The organism is Shewanella salipaludis (assembly GCF_012911865.1).
Lineage (GTDB): Bacteria > Pseudomonadota > Gammaproteobacteria > Enterobacterales > Shewanellaceae > Shewanella > Shewanella salipaludis.
Genome location: NZ_JAAXYH010000002.1, coordinates 349,767 through 365,206, shown reverse-complemented (window position 1 = coordinate 365,206; position 15,440 = coordinate 349,767). Strand labels below are relative to the sequence as shown.

At 53.3% G+C, this 15,440-nt stretch carries 12 protein-coding genes and 3 tRNA genes; 11 read left to right on the top strand and 4 right to left on the bottom strand.

What is annotated here, in order from left to right; translation table 11 throughout:
• The first annotated feature begins 126 nt into the window (after positions 1-126).
• On the top strand, positions 127-798 hold the full coding sequence (gene miaE, locus HC757_RS04645) for a tRNA isopentenyl-2-thiomethyl-A-37 hydroxylase MiaE (RefSeq protein ID WP_169563129.1): 672 nt from the start codon (positions 127-129) through the stop codon (positions 796-798).
• Positions 799-827: 29 nt separating this feature from the next.
• Here the strand turns inward: miaE and HC757_RS04640 are convergent, their stop codons facing one another.
• Positions 828-1,553 (bottom strand): UDP-2,3-diacylglucosamine diphosphatase, encoded by a 726-nt coding sequence (locus tag HC757_RS04640; RefSeq protein ID WP_169563128.1) that lies wholly within the window; start codon positions 1,551-1,553, stop codon positions 828-830.
• A gap of 9 nt (positions 1,554-1,562) precedes the next feature.
• Positions 1,563-2,057, bottom strand: coding sequence for a peptidylprolyl isomerase (locus tag HC757_RS04635; protein WP_169563127.1), 495 nt, complete (start codon positions 2,055-2,057; stop codon positions 1,563-1,565).
• A 140-nt stretch (positions 2,058-2,197) separates the two neighbouring features.
• Here HC757_RS04635 and cysS point away from each other — a divergent pair, with 140 nt between their 5' ends.
• Positions 2,198-3,577, top strand: coding sequence for a cysteine--tRNA ligase (gene cysS / locus HC757_RS04630; RefSeq protein ID WP_169563126.1), 1,380 nt, complete (start codon positions 2,198-2,200; stop codon positions 3,575-3,577).
• 97 nt (positions 3,578-3,674) lie between these two features.
• Here cysS and folD read toward each other — a convergent pair whose 3' ends face one another.
• Complete coding sequence (folD, locus tag HC757_RS04625; protein ID WP_169563125.1) at positions 3,675-4,532, bottom strand: bifunctional methylenetetrahydrofolate dehydrogenase/methenyltetrahydrofolate cyclohydrolase FolD; 858 nt, start codon at positions 4,530-4,532, stop codon at positions 3,675-3,677.
• 283 nt (positions 4,533-4,815) lie between these two features.
• On the opposite strand from folD, the gene HC757_RS04620 reads away from it, so the two are divergent.
• The 9 genes from HC757_RS04620 to HC757_RS04580 all read left to right on the top strand — a co-directional run bounded on the left by HC757_RS04620 (position 4,816) and on the right by HC757_RS04580 (position 13,889).
• Positions 4,816-4,892 (top strand) — tRNA-Pro (locus HC757_RS04620).
• Between the two features lie 95 nt (positions 4,893-4,987).
• A tRNA-Arg gene (locus HC757_RS04615) sits at positions 4,988-5,064 on the top strand.
• A gap of 8 nt (positions 5,065-5,072) precedes the next feature.
• Positions 5,073-5,148 (top strand) — tRNA-His (locus HC757_RS04610).
• Between the two features lie 254 nt (positions 5,149-5,402).
• Positions 5,403-6,707 (top strand): trigger factor, encoded by a 1,305-nt coding sequence (tig, locus tag HC757_RS04605; RefSeq protein WP_169563124.1) that lies wholly within the window; start codon positions 5,403-5,405, stop codon positions 6,705-6,707.
• Positions 6,708-6,796: 89 nt separating this feature from the next.
• On the top strand, positions 6,797-7,408 hold the full coding sequence (gene clpP / locus HC757_RS04600) for an ATP-dependent Clp endopeptidase proteolytic subunit ClpP (RefSeq protein ID WP_169563123.1): 612 nt from the start codon (positions 6,797-6,799) through the stop codon (positions 7,406-7,408).
• Positions 7,409-7,492: 84 nt separating this feature from the next.
• Entirely contained in the window at positions 7,493-8,773 is a 1,281-nt protein-coding gene (clpX, locus tag HC757_RS04595; protein ID WP_169563122.1) for an ATP-dependent protease ATP-binding subunit ClpX, read from the top strand.
• 129 nt (positions 8,774-8,902) lie between these two features.
• Positions 8,903-11,260 (top strand): endopeptidase La, encoded by a 2,358-nt coding sequence (lon, locus tag HC757_RS04590; RefSeq protein ID WP_169563121.1) that lies wholly within the window; start codon positions 8,903-8,905, stop codon positions 11,258-11,260.
• Between the two features lie 258 nt (positions 11,261-11,518).
• On the top strand, positions 11,519-11,791 hold the full coding sequence (gene hupB, locus HC757_RS04585; RefSeq protein ID WP_169563336.1) for a nucleoid-associated protein HU-beta: 273 nt from the start codon (positions 11,519-11,521) through the stop codon (positions 11,789-11,791).
• Positions 11,792-12,020: 229 nt separating this feature from the next.
• The gene (locus HC757_RS04580) at positions 12,021-13,889 is read left to right on the top strand and encodes a SurA N-terminal domain-containing protein (RefSeq protein ID WP_169563120.1); all 1,869 of its coding nucleotides are present in this window, start codon (positions 12,021-12,023) and stop codon (positions 13,887-13,889) included.
• A gap of 302 nt (positions 13,890-14,191) precedes the next feature.
• Here HC757_RS04580 and fabV read toward each other — a convergent pair whose 3' ends face one another.
• The gene (fabV, locus tag HC757_RS04575; protein ID WP_169563119.1) at positions 14,192-15,394 is read right to left on the bottom strand and encodes an enoyl-ACP reductase FabV; all 1,203 of its coding nucleotides are present in this window, start codon (positions 15,392-15,394) and stop codon (positions 14,192-14,194) included.
• Between the last annotated feature and the right edge of the window lie 46 nt (positions 15,395-15,440).

The window sequence follows — 15,440 nt, the reverse complement described above, 5'->3', positions numbered from 1 at the left end:
GTATGTTGTGATTTTTGAAAGGAATTCAACCACAATGAAAAAAAATTTCTTTGCTTCATGGAGTTCATCAAGCACTAATAATGAAAGATCTAAAGCAGTGTAGTGGATAAAGATCAATATTTATATATGCACAGCTATGCATTCAGTGAGCTAAAAGCGGCGCAGACGGCGATGTTTTTACTGCGTAAATATGCCCTGGATAAGCCTAGCGGCGAGGCTTTACTGGCGTGGGCCAAACCCTATGAGGAGTTTGTCTATCACAAGGACAGGGATTTGACGGCCTTTCTGGCCAGGGATAGCAAGAAGAATGAAGCGACAGCCGTCCTGGTTCCCCGTGAGCAACTGGCGATGACAGTGGATATCATAGGTCCCATGGTACGGCTGATCAAAGAAGAGTTTCATCACTTCGAGCAGGTGCTGGAGCTGATGCAGCGCCGTGACATAGCCTATCAGAACGTCAGGGCGGCCCGCTATGCCAAGGGCCTGATGGGGCAAGTGCGCACCCACGAGCCTGCGACCCTGGTGGATAAGTTGATCGTCGGCGCCTACATAGAGGCCCGCTCCTGTGAGCGTTTCGCAAAATTGGCGCCGCATCTGGATGATGAACTGAACCGTTTCTATGTGTCGCTGCTGCGCTCCGAGGCGCGCCACTTTCGCGACTATCTCAGCCTGGCCCAGGCGATTGCCGGAGAAGACATAGGCGAGCGGGTGGCCCACTTCGGCCGGCTCGAGGCCGAGCTCATCCAGGCAAGCGACACTGAGTTCCATTTTCACAGCGGCGCGCCTGCCCAGGCGTGAGCCGGGCGCCTTCTAAGGGTTTGGGCTGTCTAAGGACAAGCGCTGTCGAAGGGCAACACGTCCAGGGATGCCGAGTCGGGCGTGATGCTGAGCACACTGCCTTGCTGATACCAGTCTCCGACCACCAAGCGGCGGCGGTCATGGGTCAGTTCATGAATGGCCGGTCTGTGGGTATGACCATGGATCATCAGCTCGGCGCCGGTCTGGCGCATCAACGCGTCGACCGACCCGGGCGCCACATCCATTATGCTGTAACTCTTATTCTGGTTGCTCTGCTTGCTCTTGTTGCGGAGCTTATCGGCTATGCCTTGGCGCGTCTGCCGTGGCAGCTGGCAATAGAGCCAACGCACCCAACTCAGGCTGCGAAATTTCCTGAATCTCTGATAGGCCCGGTCCAGGGTGCAGAGGCTGTCGCCATGCAATATCACCACTGCCTTGCCATAGAGGTTCAGCCTATGGACCTCGGGCAGCAAGATCATCCCGGCACTGGCGGCGAAGTGTTTGCCGAGCAAAAAATCGCGGTTACCGTGAATAAAGTACACGGGGAGACGCGTCGAAACATGCTTGAGCTTGGCGGCCAAGGCGATGGCGAAGGGTTCGGCGATATCGTCACCGACCCAGACCTCGAACAAGTCGCCGAGTATGTAGAGGGCTTGGGTGTTGTCCAGTTGGGTATCGAGGAAGCGATAGAAAGCTTGGGTGATGTCTGGCCGATCTGCACTCAGGTGCAGATCGGCGATGAAGAGTGTGCGCATCGAGTGGGCTTAGGCTGCGACTGTCACTTTTTCGATAATCACGGCATCCAGAGGCACATCCTGGTGCATGCCGCGATTGCCTGTGCTGACGGCCTTGATCTTTTCGACCACGTCCATGCCTTCGCTGACTTCACCGAAGACGCAATAGCCCCAGCCCTGAGACGACTCGGACTTGAAGTCGAGGAAGGTGTTGTCATTGACGTTGATGAAGAACTGCGCCGTTGCCGAGTGTGGATCTGAAGTCCTGGCCATGGCTATGGTGCCTGTACGGTTGGATAACCCGTTGTTGGCTTCATTCTTGACCGGCTCGTGACAACGCTTCTGGCTCATGTCTTCGCTGAAACCGCCGCCTTGCACCATGAAACCATCGATCACCCGGTGAAATATGGTGCCATCGAAGAAACCTTCGTTGGCGTAACGCAGGAAGTTGTCGACCGTCAGGGGCGCCTTATCCGCATGCAGTTGCAGTTTGATGTCGCCAAAATTAGTGTGCAATGTAATCATTTTTTCATACTCATTGGAAATCCTGCAGAGATTCTAACTGATCTGAGTTAAGCCATAAAGCGCAGTATTCAAAACCCGGGCTGTCATGCTAGACTGAGCGCCTGATTTTGCTCCCGAATGTCCCTTTGAAGAGAATGTCGATGTTAAAGATTTACAATAGTATCAGCCGCCAAAAACAGGAATTTAAGCCAATTCAGCCCGGAAAAATCGGGATGTACGTGTGTGGGGTAACCATATACGACCTGTGTCACATTGGTCATGGGCGTACTTTTGTTTCTTTCGACATGATAGTGCGCTACCTGCGTTACTCTGGCTATGAGGTGAATTATCAACGCAACATCACGGATGTCGACGATAAGATCATCAAGCGCGCCAATGAGAACAACGAGAGCTGTGAATCCCTGACCGAGCGTCTGACGGGCGAGATGTACCGTGACTTCGATGCGCTCAACATGATGCGCCCGGATTTTGAGCCCAAGGCGACCCTGCACATGGCCGAGATCATAGATATGGTGCAGCGCCTGCTCGATCGCGGCCATGCCTATGTGGCGCCCGATGGCGATGTCTTGTTCAGCGTGGCCTCTTATCCTGCCTATGGGCAGTTATCCGGCCAGAACCTGGAACAGCTGCAGGCCGGCGCCCGGGTCGAGGTGGATGAAAACAAGCAAGATCCCATGGACTTTGTGTTGTGGAAGATGTCCAAGCCGGGTGAGCCTACCTGGGAATCGCCCTGGGGCCTTGGGCGTCCCGGTTGGCACATAGAATGCTCGGCGATGAACAGCAAACACCTTGGGCTGCATTTCGATATTCACGGCGGCGGTTCGGATCTCAAGTTCCCCCACCATGAGAATGAAATTGCCCAGTCCTGCTGTGCCCACGATACACCTTATGTGAATTACTGGATGCATACGGGCATGGTGATGATAGACAAGGAGAAGATGTCCAAGTCGTTGGATAATTTCTTCACCATTCGCGATGTCCTGGCCCATTATGATCCCGAGACGGTGCGTTATTTCCTGCTCTCGGGCCATTACCGCAGCCAGCTGAATTACTCAGAGGATAACCTCAAGCAGGCCCGTGCGGCGTTGGAACGTCTGTATACCGCGCTCAAGGGCCTGGATTTGACCGTCGTCGCCGCGCCCGCCGACGAGTTTGTGGCCAAATTCAAGACGGCCATGGATGATGACTTCAACACCCCGGAAGCCTATTCAGTGTTGTTCGACATGGTGCGTGAAATCAACCGCCTGAAGACGAGTGACATGGCGCAGGCGTCAGCCCTGGGCGTCAGCCTGAAACAACTGGCTTCGGTGCTGGGACTGCTGGAGCAGGATGCCGATGCCTTCTTCCAGGGGACGGGTGGCGATGATGAAGTGGCGGAGATCGAGGCCTTGATCGTCGAGCGCAATCGCGCCCGCAGCGAGAAAGACTGGGCCGCGGCCGATGTGGCCCGTGACAGGCTGAATGCCTTGGGGGTCGAGCTGGAAGACGGTCCTGCCGGTACCACTTGGCGCAAGAAATAGTTGGCGCACGCAGACACCTGAAGCAAGCATAAAAAAACGCCAGCATCCGCTGGCGTTTTTGTTGTTGTGCGTTGCGCCGCCGTGGGCGGCTGCGCCGTCACTGGTCGTGATATTGCTCGGCGGCGTATAAGGTATTTTCCAGCAGGCTGGCGATGGTCATGGGGCCGACGCCGCCGGGGACTGGGGTGATGAAGCTGGCGTGTTCGGCGGCGACATCGTATTGCACGTCGCCCACCAGAGTACCGTTATCCAGACGGTTGATGCCTACGTCTATCACTATGGCGCCGGGTTTAATCCAGTCTCCGGGAATGAAGCCGGCCTTGCCGACGGCAACGATCACCAGATCCGCCTGTCTGACTTTCTGTTCGAGATTCTTGGTAAACCTGTGGCAGGTGGTGGTAGTGCAGCCGGCCAACAGGAGTTCCAGCGTCATGGGGCGCCCGACTATGTTGGAAGCACCAACCACGACGGCATCCAGGCCATAGGTATCTATGCCGGTGGATTTGATCAGCGTCATTATCCCCATGGGGGTGCAAGAGCGCAGCACGGGAATGCGTTGGGCCAGGCGGCCGACATTGTAGGGATGGAAACCGTCGACGTCTTTGTCCGGGCGTATGCGTTCTATGACTTTGGAATCTTGGATATGCGCCGGCAGCGGCAGCTGTACCAGGATACCGTCTATGGTCGGATCGTTGTTCAGCTTGTCTATCAGTTCCAGCAACTCGGTTTCCGAGGTGGAAGCGTCCAGATCGTATGAGCGCGAGATGAAACCGACTTCGTCGCAGGCTTTGCGCTTACTGCCGACATACACCTGGGAGGCGGGGTCGGAACCAACGAGTACGACGGCTAAACCAGGAACTCTCTGTCCAGCCTCTTTGCGGGCTAGTACTTTTTGGCTTAATTGAGTGCGAATGGATTGAGCGATCGCTTTGCCATCGATTATTTGGGCTGTCATGGGTGTAGGATATCCTTTATATGGCGCGATAGTTGAACGACACTGCACTGGAGCTGTGCAATGCGTTAAAATCGGCGTTATTTTAACAGGGCGGGGCTGAGGTGTCATGAACAATGCCGCCGGATGCAGGATAAAAAATCGACTTTAGCCGGTTAATTCAGCAGCCGCTCCCGATAGGCAAAAAAATCGTTGACTGGCCTAAAGTGAGGGGATAAGATGCGCTCCGTTCTCGGGGTGATACTCATGCAGTATCAAGCAATAACCTCGGCAACATGCAAGTTCTCGGTGATTAGCGCAGCCCGGTAGCGCATCTGGTTTGGGACCAGAGGGTCAGAGGTTCGAATCCTCTATCACCGACCACATTAAAGGCATTGGCCGATTTATATCGGCGGATGTGAGCGAATGACAAGCTCATTTTCTCAACCGGTTAGGATACAGAGTAAACTGTAGACCATGCGCCCGTAGCTCAGTTGGATAGAGCACCCGCCTTCTAAGCGGGTGGTCGCAGGTTCGAATCCTGCCGGGCGTACCATTTCAGTGGTGATTGTAGCTCAGTTGGTAGAGTCCCGGATTGTGATTCCGGTTGTCGTGGGTTCGAGCCCCATCAGTCACCCCATTTTTCTGTGTTAGAAATAAAAAAAGCGACCTTGGGTCGCTTTTTTTATGCCCGTAATCCGCCTTATCAGGCTCGACTCTGCCGAAAACGGTGGCTATAATGTCGCGTCTTGATAAATATCAACTATAGCGACCGGTGCCGGAATTCAGTAGTGATGGGCATTCTAGTCAAATTTAATGATCAAGAAACGAATACCTGAATAGTTGAAAACTCGACTATTACAAAGGACGTTAGACACATTTCGAGGTAAAACAATGCAAGTTTCTGTTGAAACAACTCAAGGCCTAGAGCGTCGCCTGACCATTTCTGTTCCTGCTGAACAAATTGAAAAGCTGGTTAAAGACAGCTTGCAACGTGAAGCTAAGCGCGCCCGTATCCCAGGCTTCCGTCCTGGTAAAGTCCCAGTCACAGTGATCAACAAGCGTTATGGTGCGGCGATCCGTCAAGACATCATGGGCGAAGTCATGCAGCGCAACTTCATCGAAGCCATCATAGCCGAGAAGTTGAACCCTGCCGGTGCGCCAACCTTCGTGCCTGGTGCCAGCGATGCTGAGAAGTTTGAGTTTGTTGCGACTTTTGAAGTTTATCCTGAAGTCGAGTTGAAGGGCCTGGATGCCATCGAAGTTGAGCAACCTAAAGCCGAAGTCAAAGACGCAGATGTCGATGCCATGATCGAAACCCTGCGCAAGCAACATGCGACTTTCGCCGCCGTTGACCGTGCCGCTACCGATGGCGACAAAGTGAAGATGAACTTCGTAGGTTCAATCGACGGTGAAGAGTTTGACGGCGGCAAAGCCGATGACTTCGAACTGCAACTGGGCAGCGGCCGCATGATCCCTGGCTTCGAAGCCGGCATCGACGGTCACAAGGCCGGTGAGTCTTTCGATATCGAAGTGACTTTCCCCGAAGATTACCACGCCGAAAACCTGAAAGGGAAAGCGGCCAAGTTTGCCATCACACTGACTGAAGTACTGGCGGCTAACCTGCCTGAAGTCAACGATGAGTTTGCCTCTCTGTTCGGTATCGCCGACGGCGGCCTGGAAGCGCTGAAAGCCGAGATCCGTAAGAACATGGGTCGTGAGCTGGAACAAGCCTTGAAAGCCAATGTGAAAGAGCAAGTCATAGCGGGTCTGTTGGCCAACAACGAGATCACACTGCCTAAGGCGCTGATCGACGGTGAAGTGGATGTACTGCGCAAGCAAGCCATGCAACGCTTCGGCGAGCAATCTGCCAACATGCCTGAGCTGCCGGCCGATCTGTTCACAGAGCAAGCCGAACGTCGCGTTAAGGTCGGTCTGTTATTGGGCGAAGTCATCAAGACCAACGAGCTGAAAGCCGAAGATGATCGCGTTCAGGCTCTGATCGCTTCCATGGCTTCTGCTTACGAAGATCCAAAAGAAGTGGTTGCCTACTACAACGGCAATAAAGAGCTGATGCAGAACATGCGCAACGTGGCTCTGGAAGAGCAAGCGGTTGAAGCCCTGTTGAAAACAGCCAAAGTGACAGAGAAAGAAGTCGCTTTCGAAGAATTTATGAACAAGGCTACAGGTCGCGCATAAGCTAAGCTTGACTTGATTAGCTGTTCGCCATTTATAATGGCTCGTATGAGGCTCCTCATGCGAGCCATTTTTATTTAGGGAAGTGAAGAATGCATAATGCGCCAGAAGCAATACAAAACGCACTCGTGCCCATGGTGGTCGAACAGACGGCCAAAGGCGAACGCTCATATGATATCTATTCTCGTCTGTTAAAAGAGCGGGTGATCTTTCTGGTTGGCCAGGTCGAAGAACATATGGCCAACCTCATTGTGGCGCAATTACTGTTTTTAGAGTCCGAAAGCCCGGATAAAGATATCTACCTGTACATCAATTCGCCCGGTGGCTCAGTCACAGCCGGTATGGCGATTTATGATACCATGCAGTTCATCAAGCCCAACGTCAGCACTGTCTGCATAGGTCAGGCCGCGAGCATGGGCGCCTTCCTGTTGGCCGGTGGCGAAAAGGGCAAGCGTCATTGTTTGCCTAATTCGCGGGTGATGATTCATCAGCCGTTGGGTGGCTTCCAGGGCCAGGCATCGGATATCGCCATTCATGCTCAGGAAATTCTGGGTATCAAGAATAAGTTAAACCACATGCTGGCAGAGCATACAGGTCAGCCCCTGGAAGTGATTGAGCGTGACACAGACCGTGACAATTTTATGAGTGCAACTCAGGCAGTTGAATATGGCTTAGTCGATTCGGTGCTGACAAAACGAGGCTGATTTTTGCTTTTTACTGGGCTATGCTCAATGAATAGTGAGACGATTTGACCAAGCAGTAGAGCAGACTGCAAATGAGGTAGAGTAATGGGCGATAACAGAAGTAACGGTGACAGCGGTAAATTGCTGTACTGCTCTTTTTGCGGAAAGAGCCAGCATGAGGTACGTAAGCTCATCGCTGGCCCGTCTGTATACGTATGTGACGAATGTGTCGAATTATGTAACGACATCATTCGTGAAGAGATCAAAGAGATTTCACCTAAGCGGGATCAGGATAAGCTGCCGACCCCGCATGAATTGCGTGCACATTTGGACGATTATGTCATAGGTCAGGACAGGGCGAAAAAAGTGCTCTCGGTGGCCGTATATAACCACTACAAGCGCCTGAAGCATGCATCGCCCAAAGACAATGTCGAACTGGGCAAGAGTAATATCCTGCTGATAGGCCCTACGGGCAGCGGCAAGACGCTGCTGGCCGAGACCTTGGCGCGTTCATTGAATGTGCCCTTCACCATGGCCGATGCCACCACGCTCACCGAAGCGGGTTATGTCGGTGAAGACGTCGAGAATATCATCCAGAAGTTGCTGCAGAAGTGCGACTATGATGTGGAAAAGGCCCAGCGTGGCATAGTCTATATCGATGAAATAGATAAAATTAGCCGCAAGTCGGATAACCCTTCTATCACCCGTGACGTCTCGGGTGAGGGCGTGCAGCAGGCGCTGCTGAAGCTCATCGAAGGCACAGTGGCCGCCGTGCCGCCTCAGGGTGGACGTAAGCACCCACAGCAGGAATTCTTGCAGGTAGACACCTCCAAGATCCTCTTCATCTGTGGTGGTGCCTTTGCCGGACTGGAAAAGGTGATCGAGCAGCGCGCCCATACGGGTACAGGCATAGGTTTCGGTGCCCAGGTGAAAGGCGAGCAGGACAAAGCCACCATTTCCGAGGTCCTGGCTCAGGTCGAGCCTGGCGACTTGGTCAAGTACGGTCTGATCCCCGAGTTCATAGGTCGTCTGCCGGTAGTGGCGACGCTGACCGAGCTGGATGAGGACGCCCTGGTGCAAATCTTGTCCCTGCCGAAGAATGCCCTGACCAAACAGTATGGCGCCTTATTCGAAATGGAAAACGTGGAGCTGGAGTTCCGTGACGATGCGCTTAAAGCCATTGCCCAGAAAGCCATGTCCCGCAAGACAGGTGCCCGTGGCCTGCGTTCCATCGTCGAGGGCATACTGCTCGATACCATGTACGATCTGCCTTCTGCCGAGGGTGTGGTCAAGGCCGTCATAGATGAGTCTGTGGTAAAGGGCGAGTCTGCTCCTATACTCATGTATGAGACCAACGAGTCCCAAGTTGCCTCCGGCGAGCAATAAATAAACAGCCGGTCAACAAACCGAAAAACAAGGAGCCTCAGGGCTCCTTTTTTCGTATCGGCCATTGAAACTCATTAAAGCGTCCCAATATACTCATTATTAATCTCTTTCATTAAACGGAATCGAGCTATGACCTTAGAGCGTGAAGCGCATATCGAACTCCCCGTGCTGCCCCTGCGAGATGTGGTGGTCTATCCCCATATGGTAATTCCGTTATTCGTCGGACGGGAGAAATCCATTCGTTGTCTCGAAACGGCGATGGAGCAAGATAAACAGATCATTTTGGTCGCCCAGCGTGATGCAGATCTCGACGAACCCGGCAGCGATGACATTTTCGATGTTGGAACCGTCGCCTCTATTTTACAGTTGCTCAAGCTGCCCGACGGCACCGTCAAGGTGCTGGTCGAGGGCGGACGTCGCGCCAAGATAGAACGCTATACCCAAGAAGAAGAATTTTTCGTAGCCACGGCGCATTATCTGGAATCTGAGCCGCTGGAAGACAAGGAAGAAGAGGTGCTGGTACGCAGCGCCTTAGGTCAGTTCGAAGGCTATATCAAGCTCAATAAGAAGATCCCGCCGGAAGTCCTGACGTCCCTGTCGGGCATCGACGATGCCGCCCGCCTGGCCGATACCATGGCGGCGCATATGCCACTCAAGCTCGAAGATAAACAGTCTGTACTCGAGATGGTCGATGTGGGTGAACGCCTCGAATACCTGATGGCCATGATGGAGTCGGAAATCGATCTGCTGCAGGTCGAGAAACGCATTCGTACCAGAGTCAAGAAACAGATGGAGAAGAGCCAGCGCGAGTATTATCTGAATGAGCAGATGAAGGCGATTCAGAAAGAGCTTGGGGATCTGGAAGAGGGCCACGACGAGTTCGAAGGTCTGGGCCGTAAGATAGAAGAAGCCGGCATGCCGGCCGAGGCGAAGGAGAAGGCGGTCGCCGAGCTGAATAAGCTCAAGATGATGTCACCCATGTCGGCCGAGGCCACAGTGGTGCGCAGCTATGTCGATTGGATGACCTCAGTGCCCTGGAAGCAGCGCTCCAAAATCAAGCGGGATCTGGGCAAGGCGCAGGAAGTCCTGGATGCGGATCACCATGGTCTGGAGAAAGTCAAAGAGCGCATCCTGGAGTATTTGGCGGTGCAGAGCCGTGTCAAGCAGCTGCGGGGACCTATCCTATGTCTGGTGGGGCCACCGGGGGTGGGCAAGACCTCTCTGGGGCAATCCATCGCCAAGGCGACCGGGCGCAAGTATGTACGGGTGGCGCTCGGTGGCGTGCGTGATGAGGCGGAGATCCGCGGGCATAGACGTACCTACATAGGCTCTATGCCGGGCAAGATCATTCAGAAAATGGCCAAGGTCGGAGTGAAAAACCCTCTGTTCCTGCTCGATGAAATCGACAAGATGAGTTCGGATATGCGTGGCGATCCCGCCTCTGCCTTGCTCGAAGTGTTGGATCCTGAGCAGAATTCGACCTTCAGCGATCACTACCTGGAAGTCGATTACGATCTGTCGGATGTGATGTTTGTCGCCACCTCCAACTCCATGGATATCCCTGGGCCGCTGCTCGACAGGATGGAAGTGATCCGCTTGTCGGGTTACACGGAAGATGAAAAGCTCAACATAGCCAAACAACATTTGCTGACCAAGCAGATAGAGCGCAATGGCCTCAAGGCCTCTGAAATCCACATAGATGACAGTGCCATAGTGGGGATCATACGTTACTACACCCGCGAAGCCGGGGTGCGTTCACTGGAGCGGGAGCTTTCTAAGATCTGTCGTATGGTGGTGAAAACCATCTTGCTGGACAAGTCGATTAAAACTGTGGAAGTGAACCAGGACAATCTCAAGTCATTCCTTGGGGTGCAGCGTTACGACTATGGCAAGGCTGAGTCGAAAAACCAGATAGGTCAGGTCACAGGTCTGGCCTGGACCCAGGTCGGTGGCGATCTCTTGACCATAGAAGCCACCTCGGTGCCGGGAAAAGGCAAGCTGACCTTCACCGGCTCTCTCGGTGATGTGATGCAAGAGTCAATCCAGGCCGCCATGACAGTGGTGCGTGCCCGCGCCGAGTCATTGGGGATCAATGCCGACTTCTACGAAAAACGCGATATTCACGTGCATGTGCCTGAAGGCGCGACCCCCAAGGATGGTCCTTCCGCCGGTGCCGCCATGTGTACTGCCCTGGTCTCCAGCCTGACCGGCAATCCGGTACGCGCCGATGTGGCCATGACGGGAGAAATCACCCTGCGCGGTGAGGTACTGCCCATTGGCGGGCTGAAGGAGAAGCTGCTTGCGGCTCACAGAGGCGGCATCAAATTGGTGTTGATTCCCAAGGAAAATGAACGGGATTTGGAAGAAATTCCGGCTAATGTGATTGCCGATCTGGAAATTAAGCCGGTGAGATGGATAGATGAAGTGCTTAAATTGGCACTGGAACGACCGGTAGAAGGCTTTGAAATGGTTAAAAACTTAGGTTGAGACAAGTTTTTACACTATCACCTTAAAAAAAATGAAAAAAGGGCTTAACAAAGCCCTGACCTGTGGTAGCCTAGGTCTGTAGAGAGCCAGTTAGCTCCAAGCCCTTGGAGTGACTGGCTTTGAGCTTTATCCTGTTTTGTTTATTTGGTTTTCGAACTTAGCTTGAACTTTGAAATCAAGCTTGTTATAAAAGTCTCCGCAGACCGCTCTAAAGACGGAATTGGTTGCGGTGCAAAAAATTACATTCAAGGGGATGACATGAACAAATCTGAACTAATCGAGAAAATCGCATCTGGTGCTGACATTTCTAAAGCCGCTGCCGGCCGTGCACTGGATTCTTTTATCGCTGCCGTGACCGATGGTCTGAAAGATGGCGATAAGATTTCTCTTGTTGGTTTTGGTACTTTTGAAGTACGTGAACGTGCTGAACGTACTGGCCGTAACCCTCAGACGGGTAAAGAAATCAAAATCGCAGCAGCAAAAATCCCAGCATTCAAAGCGGGCAAAGCTCTGAAAGACGCTGTCAACTAAGACTTGATGACGCAGCCTTTGTAAGGCATTCGTAAATGTGGGCACTGTTAATCAGTGCTTTTTACGGATAAATCGGTGATGAATTGGACGGCTTAGGGCCTGCAATCATCCCAGGGGTGTTGGATATTGCCTGTGGTAGCGTCTCGATACTCTCTATAAATTACAGAAAGGCGCATCCAACATGTGATGCGCCTTTTTATTATGTTAATCGCAACAAGCGAGAAATCTGATGTTAGAAAAGATCCGCGAAGGTTCACAGGGTGTGATTGCCAAAGGCATACTCGTGCTTGTGATACTTTCCTTTGCATTTGCAGGGGTAAGCAGCTATTTAGGCTCAAGGACTGAAACTCCGGCTGCGACAGTCAATGGTGATGACATCACCGCCGCGCAACTGGAGCAAGCCTACCAGAATGAACGTGGCCGCATGGAACAACAGTTGGGTGAGATGTTTGAGGCATTGGCGGGCGATGAACGCTACCTTGCCGGCATCAAACGCAGCGCCCTGGAGCGCCTGGTTGCCGAGAAGTTGCTGGACCAAGCCGCCGCCGAACTGGGCTTGCGAGTGTCCGACAGCCAAATTAAAGAAGCCATTCTGGCCGAACCCGCATTCCAGACAGATGGCCAGTTTGATAACGAACGTTACTTGGCCATCTTGCGTCAATTGGGTTATCAGCCAACGCAATTCAGAACCATGATGCGTGTCGACATGACAAGGCGTCAGCTGGCGTCTGCCTTGGTGGGAAGCGAGTTTGTCTTGGCCGGAGAGAGCAAGCAGTTGGCCGAAGTCCAAGGTCAAACCCGGGATATACGCTACCTGGTGGTTGACTCCAAGCCCTTCCTGGCAAGCAGCCAGGTCTCGGATGAAGAGATCAAGACTTACTATGATGCCAACTTGGTTCAGTTCATGAGCCCGGAAAAGGTGAGTCTGGAGTATGTCGAGTTGGATGCCACTAGACTGGCAAAAGATGTGACTACCACGGATGAAGAGCTGCAAGCCTACTACGATGAGCACAAGAGCCAATATGTTACTGCCGAGAAGCGCCTGGCGGCGCATATCCTGGTGGATTTTGGTGATGATGAGGCCGCTGCCAAAGCGAAAGCCGACGCCATACTCAAGCAGTTGAATGAGGGGGCGGACTTCGAGACCTTGGCCAAGGCTGACTCTGACGACAAATTCAGCGCCGAGCAGGGCGGTAAACTGGATTGGTTCGAGTCAGGGGTGATGGATCCTGCCTTCGATAAGGCCTTATTCTCAGTGAATAAGGGCGAGCATTCCGGGGTCGTGAAATCAGACTATGGTTTCCACATCATCAAGACGCTCGATATCCAGTCGGGTGCCGAGGTCGATTTTGCCCAGGTTAAAGACAAGATCCTGGCACAATTGAATGAGAAGAAGGCGGTCGATGTCTTCTACGGCCTGCAGAGCAAACTGGCTGATACCAGTTATGAAGTGCCGGATACCTTATCCGAGACGGCCAAAGCGGTTGGCGCCGAGGTGCAGACCACAGCATTGTTCTCCCGCGACACGGTTCCTGCGCTGTTGAACAAGCCTGAGCTGGTCAAGGCGGCGTTTTCTGAGCAAGTGCTGCAAGATGGCTTGAACAGTGATGTGATCGAACTCGAGCCCCATCACGTGGTTGTGGTGCGGATGAAAGAACACCAAAATGCCGGCACCATGAGCCTGGAACAGGTCAAAGACGGCATAGTCGAGCGCCTGCAACAAGATAAGGCCAATGAGGCCGCCAGGGCCAAGGCGCAGGAATATCTGACGCAGGTGAAGGCAGGTGAGACCGACGGACTGCCGCTGATTGCCAAGGCTAAGCTGGCCCGTTCCGAACGTGGGCTGGATTCCGCCTTGGTTGCCAAGGCCTTCCAGATGCCGGTGCTTAGCGACGCTCAGTCGGTGGATACCGTAGGTCTGGCAACGGGTTATGCCCTGGTGCTGCTGGATAAGGTGAACCAAGCCGAAGCCGTCGATGCCGGCATGCTCAGCGCCCTCAAGCAGCGTTTGAATGCCCAATACAGTGAAGCCGACTATCGCGCGCTGATCGCCTTGCTTAAGGCCAAGGGCGAGGTGATTTACCCGGAAGTCGAATAACGACTCGAGTCGTTAAGCATTGAAAAGGCCAGTCTGAGACTGGCCTTTTTTCTGTGTGTGGCCTCAGGGCGGAAGCCCAGGCCGCAATGTTGCCGCGATACTTAGAGCACTTGGCGTAAGCGACTTAGTCCAAGCCACCTAACTTACTGAGTTCAAGTCACTTAGTTCAAGTCACTTAGCTCAAGCCATTTGCTTTAACGCCGGTCGCTGCGCCAAGTGTGCTGCTAAGCGGATGGATAGCTGGGGGTAAAAAAAAACGCCACTGCGAGAGTGGCGTTGCATGTTCAGCGACTAGCTGTTCATCAGAGTTCGATAACATCGAAGTCCACTAATGGACTGACGTCGGCCTCATAGTCGACACCATCGACACCGAAGCCGAACAGCTTGAGAAATTCTTCCTTATACTCGCGGTAATCGGTCAGCTCAGCCAGGTTCTCTGTGGTGATCTGTGGCCATAAGTCGCGGCAATGCTGCTGGATATCTTCGCGCAGCTCCCAATCGTCCAAACGCAGGCGATTCTCGCTGTCCACCTCGGGTTGGCTGCCGTCCATGCGATACAGGCGCTCGCTGAACAGACGATAAATCTGTTCCATACAGCCTTCGTGCAGGCCTTCCTGACGCATCTTCTTGAAGACCATGGCGATATAGAGTGGCATCACGGGGATGGCCGAGCTGGCCTGGGTGACGACGCTCTTGAGTACTGCGACATTGGCACTGCCGCCCTTGGCTGCCAATTGGGCATTCAAGGCGTGTGCGGCGCGATCCAGGTCCATCTTGGCCTTACCCAAGGCGCCATGCCAGTAGATGGGCCAGGTCAGCTCTGTGCCTATGTAGCTGTAGGCCACAGTCTTGCAGCCATCCGCCAGTACACCGGCTTCGGATAGGGCTTGCATCCAGAGTTCCCAATCCTGACCGCCCATGACGGTCACAGTATCGGCAATTTCCTGCTCGGTTGCAGGTTCGACACTGGTGGTGATTATGGTGTCTTTATTGGTGTCTACCGCGGTGGCGGTATACGTCTCGCCGATAGGCTTCAAGGATGAGCGGATAAGCTCACCGCTGTCCGGCATTTTACGGACCGGAGATGCCAGTGAGTACACCAGCATATCTATCTGCCCCAGATCTTGTTTGATCAGCGCTATGGCTTGTTGTTTCGCCTCATGGCTGAAGGCATCGCCATTGATGCTCTTGGCGTACAAGCCTTCGGCTTTGGCAAACTTCTCGAAGGCGGCACTGTTATACCAGCCGGCGGTGCCTGGCTTAGTCTCTGTGCCTGGCTTTTCGAAGAACACCCCTATGGTAGCGGCATCGCTGCCGAAGGCGGCCGCGATCCGTGAAGACAGGCCATAACCGCTGGAGGAGCCGACGACCAAGACGCGTTTCGGACCATTGGCTATCTTGCCTTTGGCCTTGGTCAGTGTGATCTGCTCCAGGACGTTGGCTTCACAGCCAACCGGGTGAGTGGTAGTACAAATAAATCCACGAATTTTGGGTTTGATAATCATGTTTATGCTTCTTCTATCAAAATAGCCATTAGGATAAATATTTCAG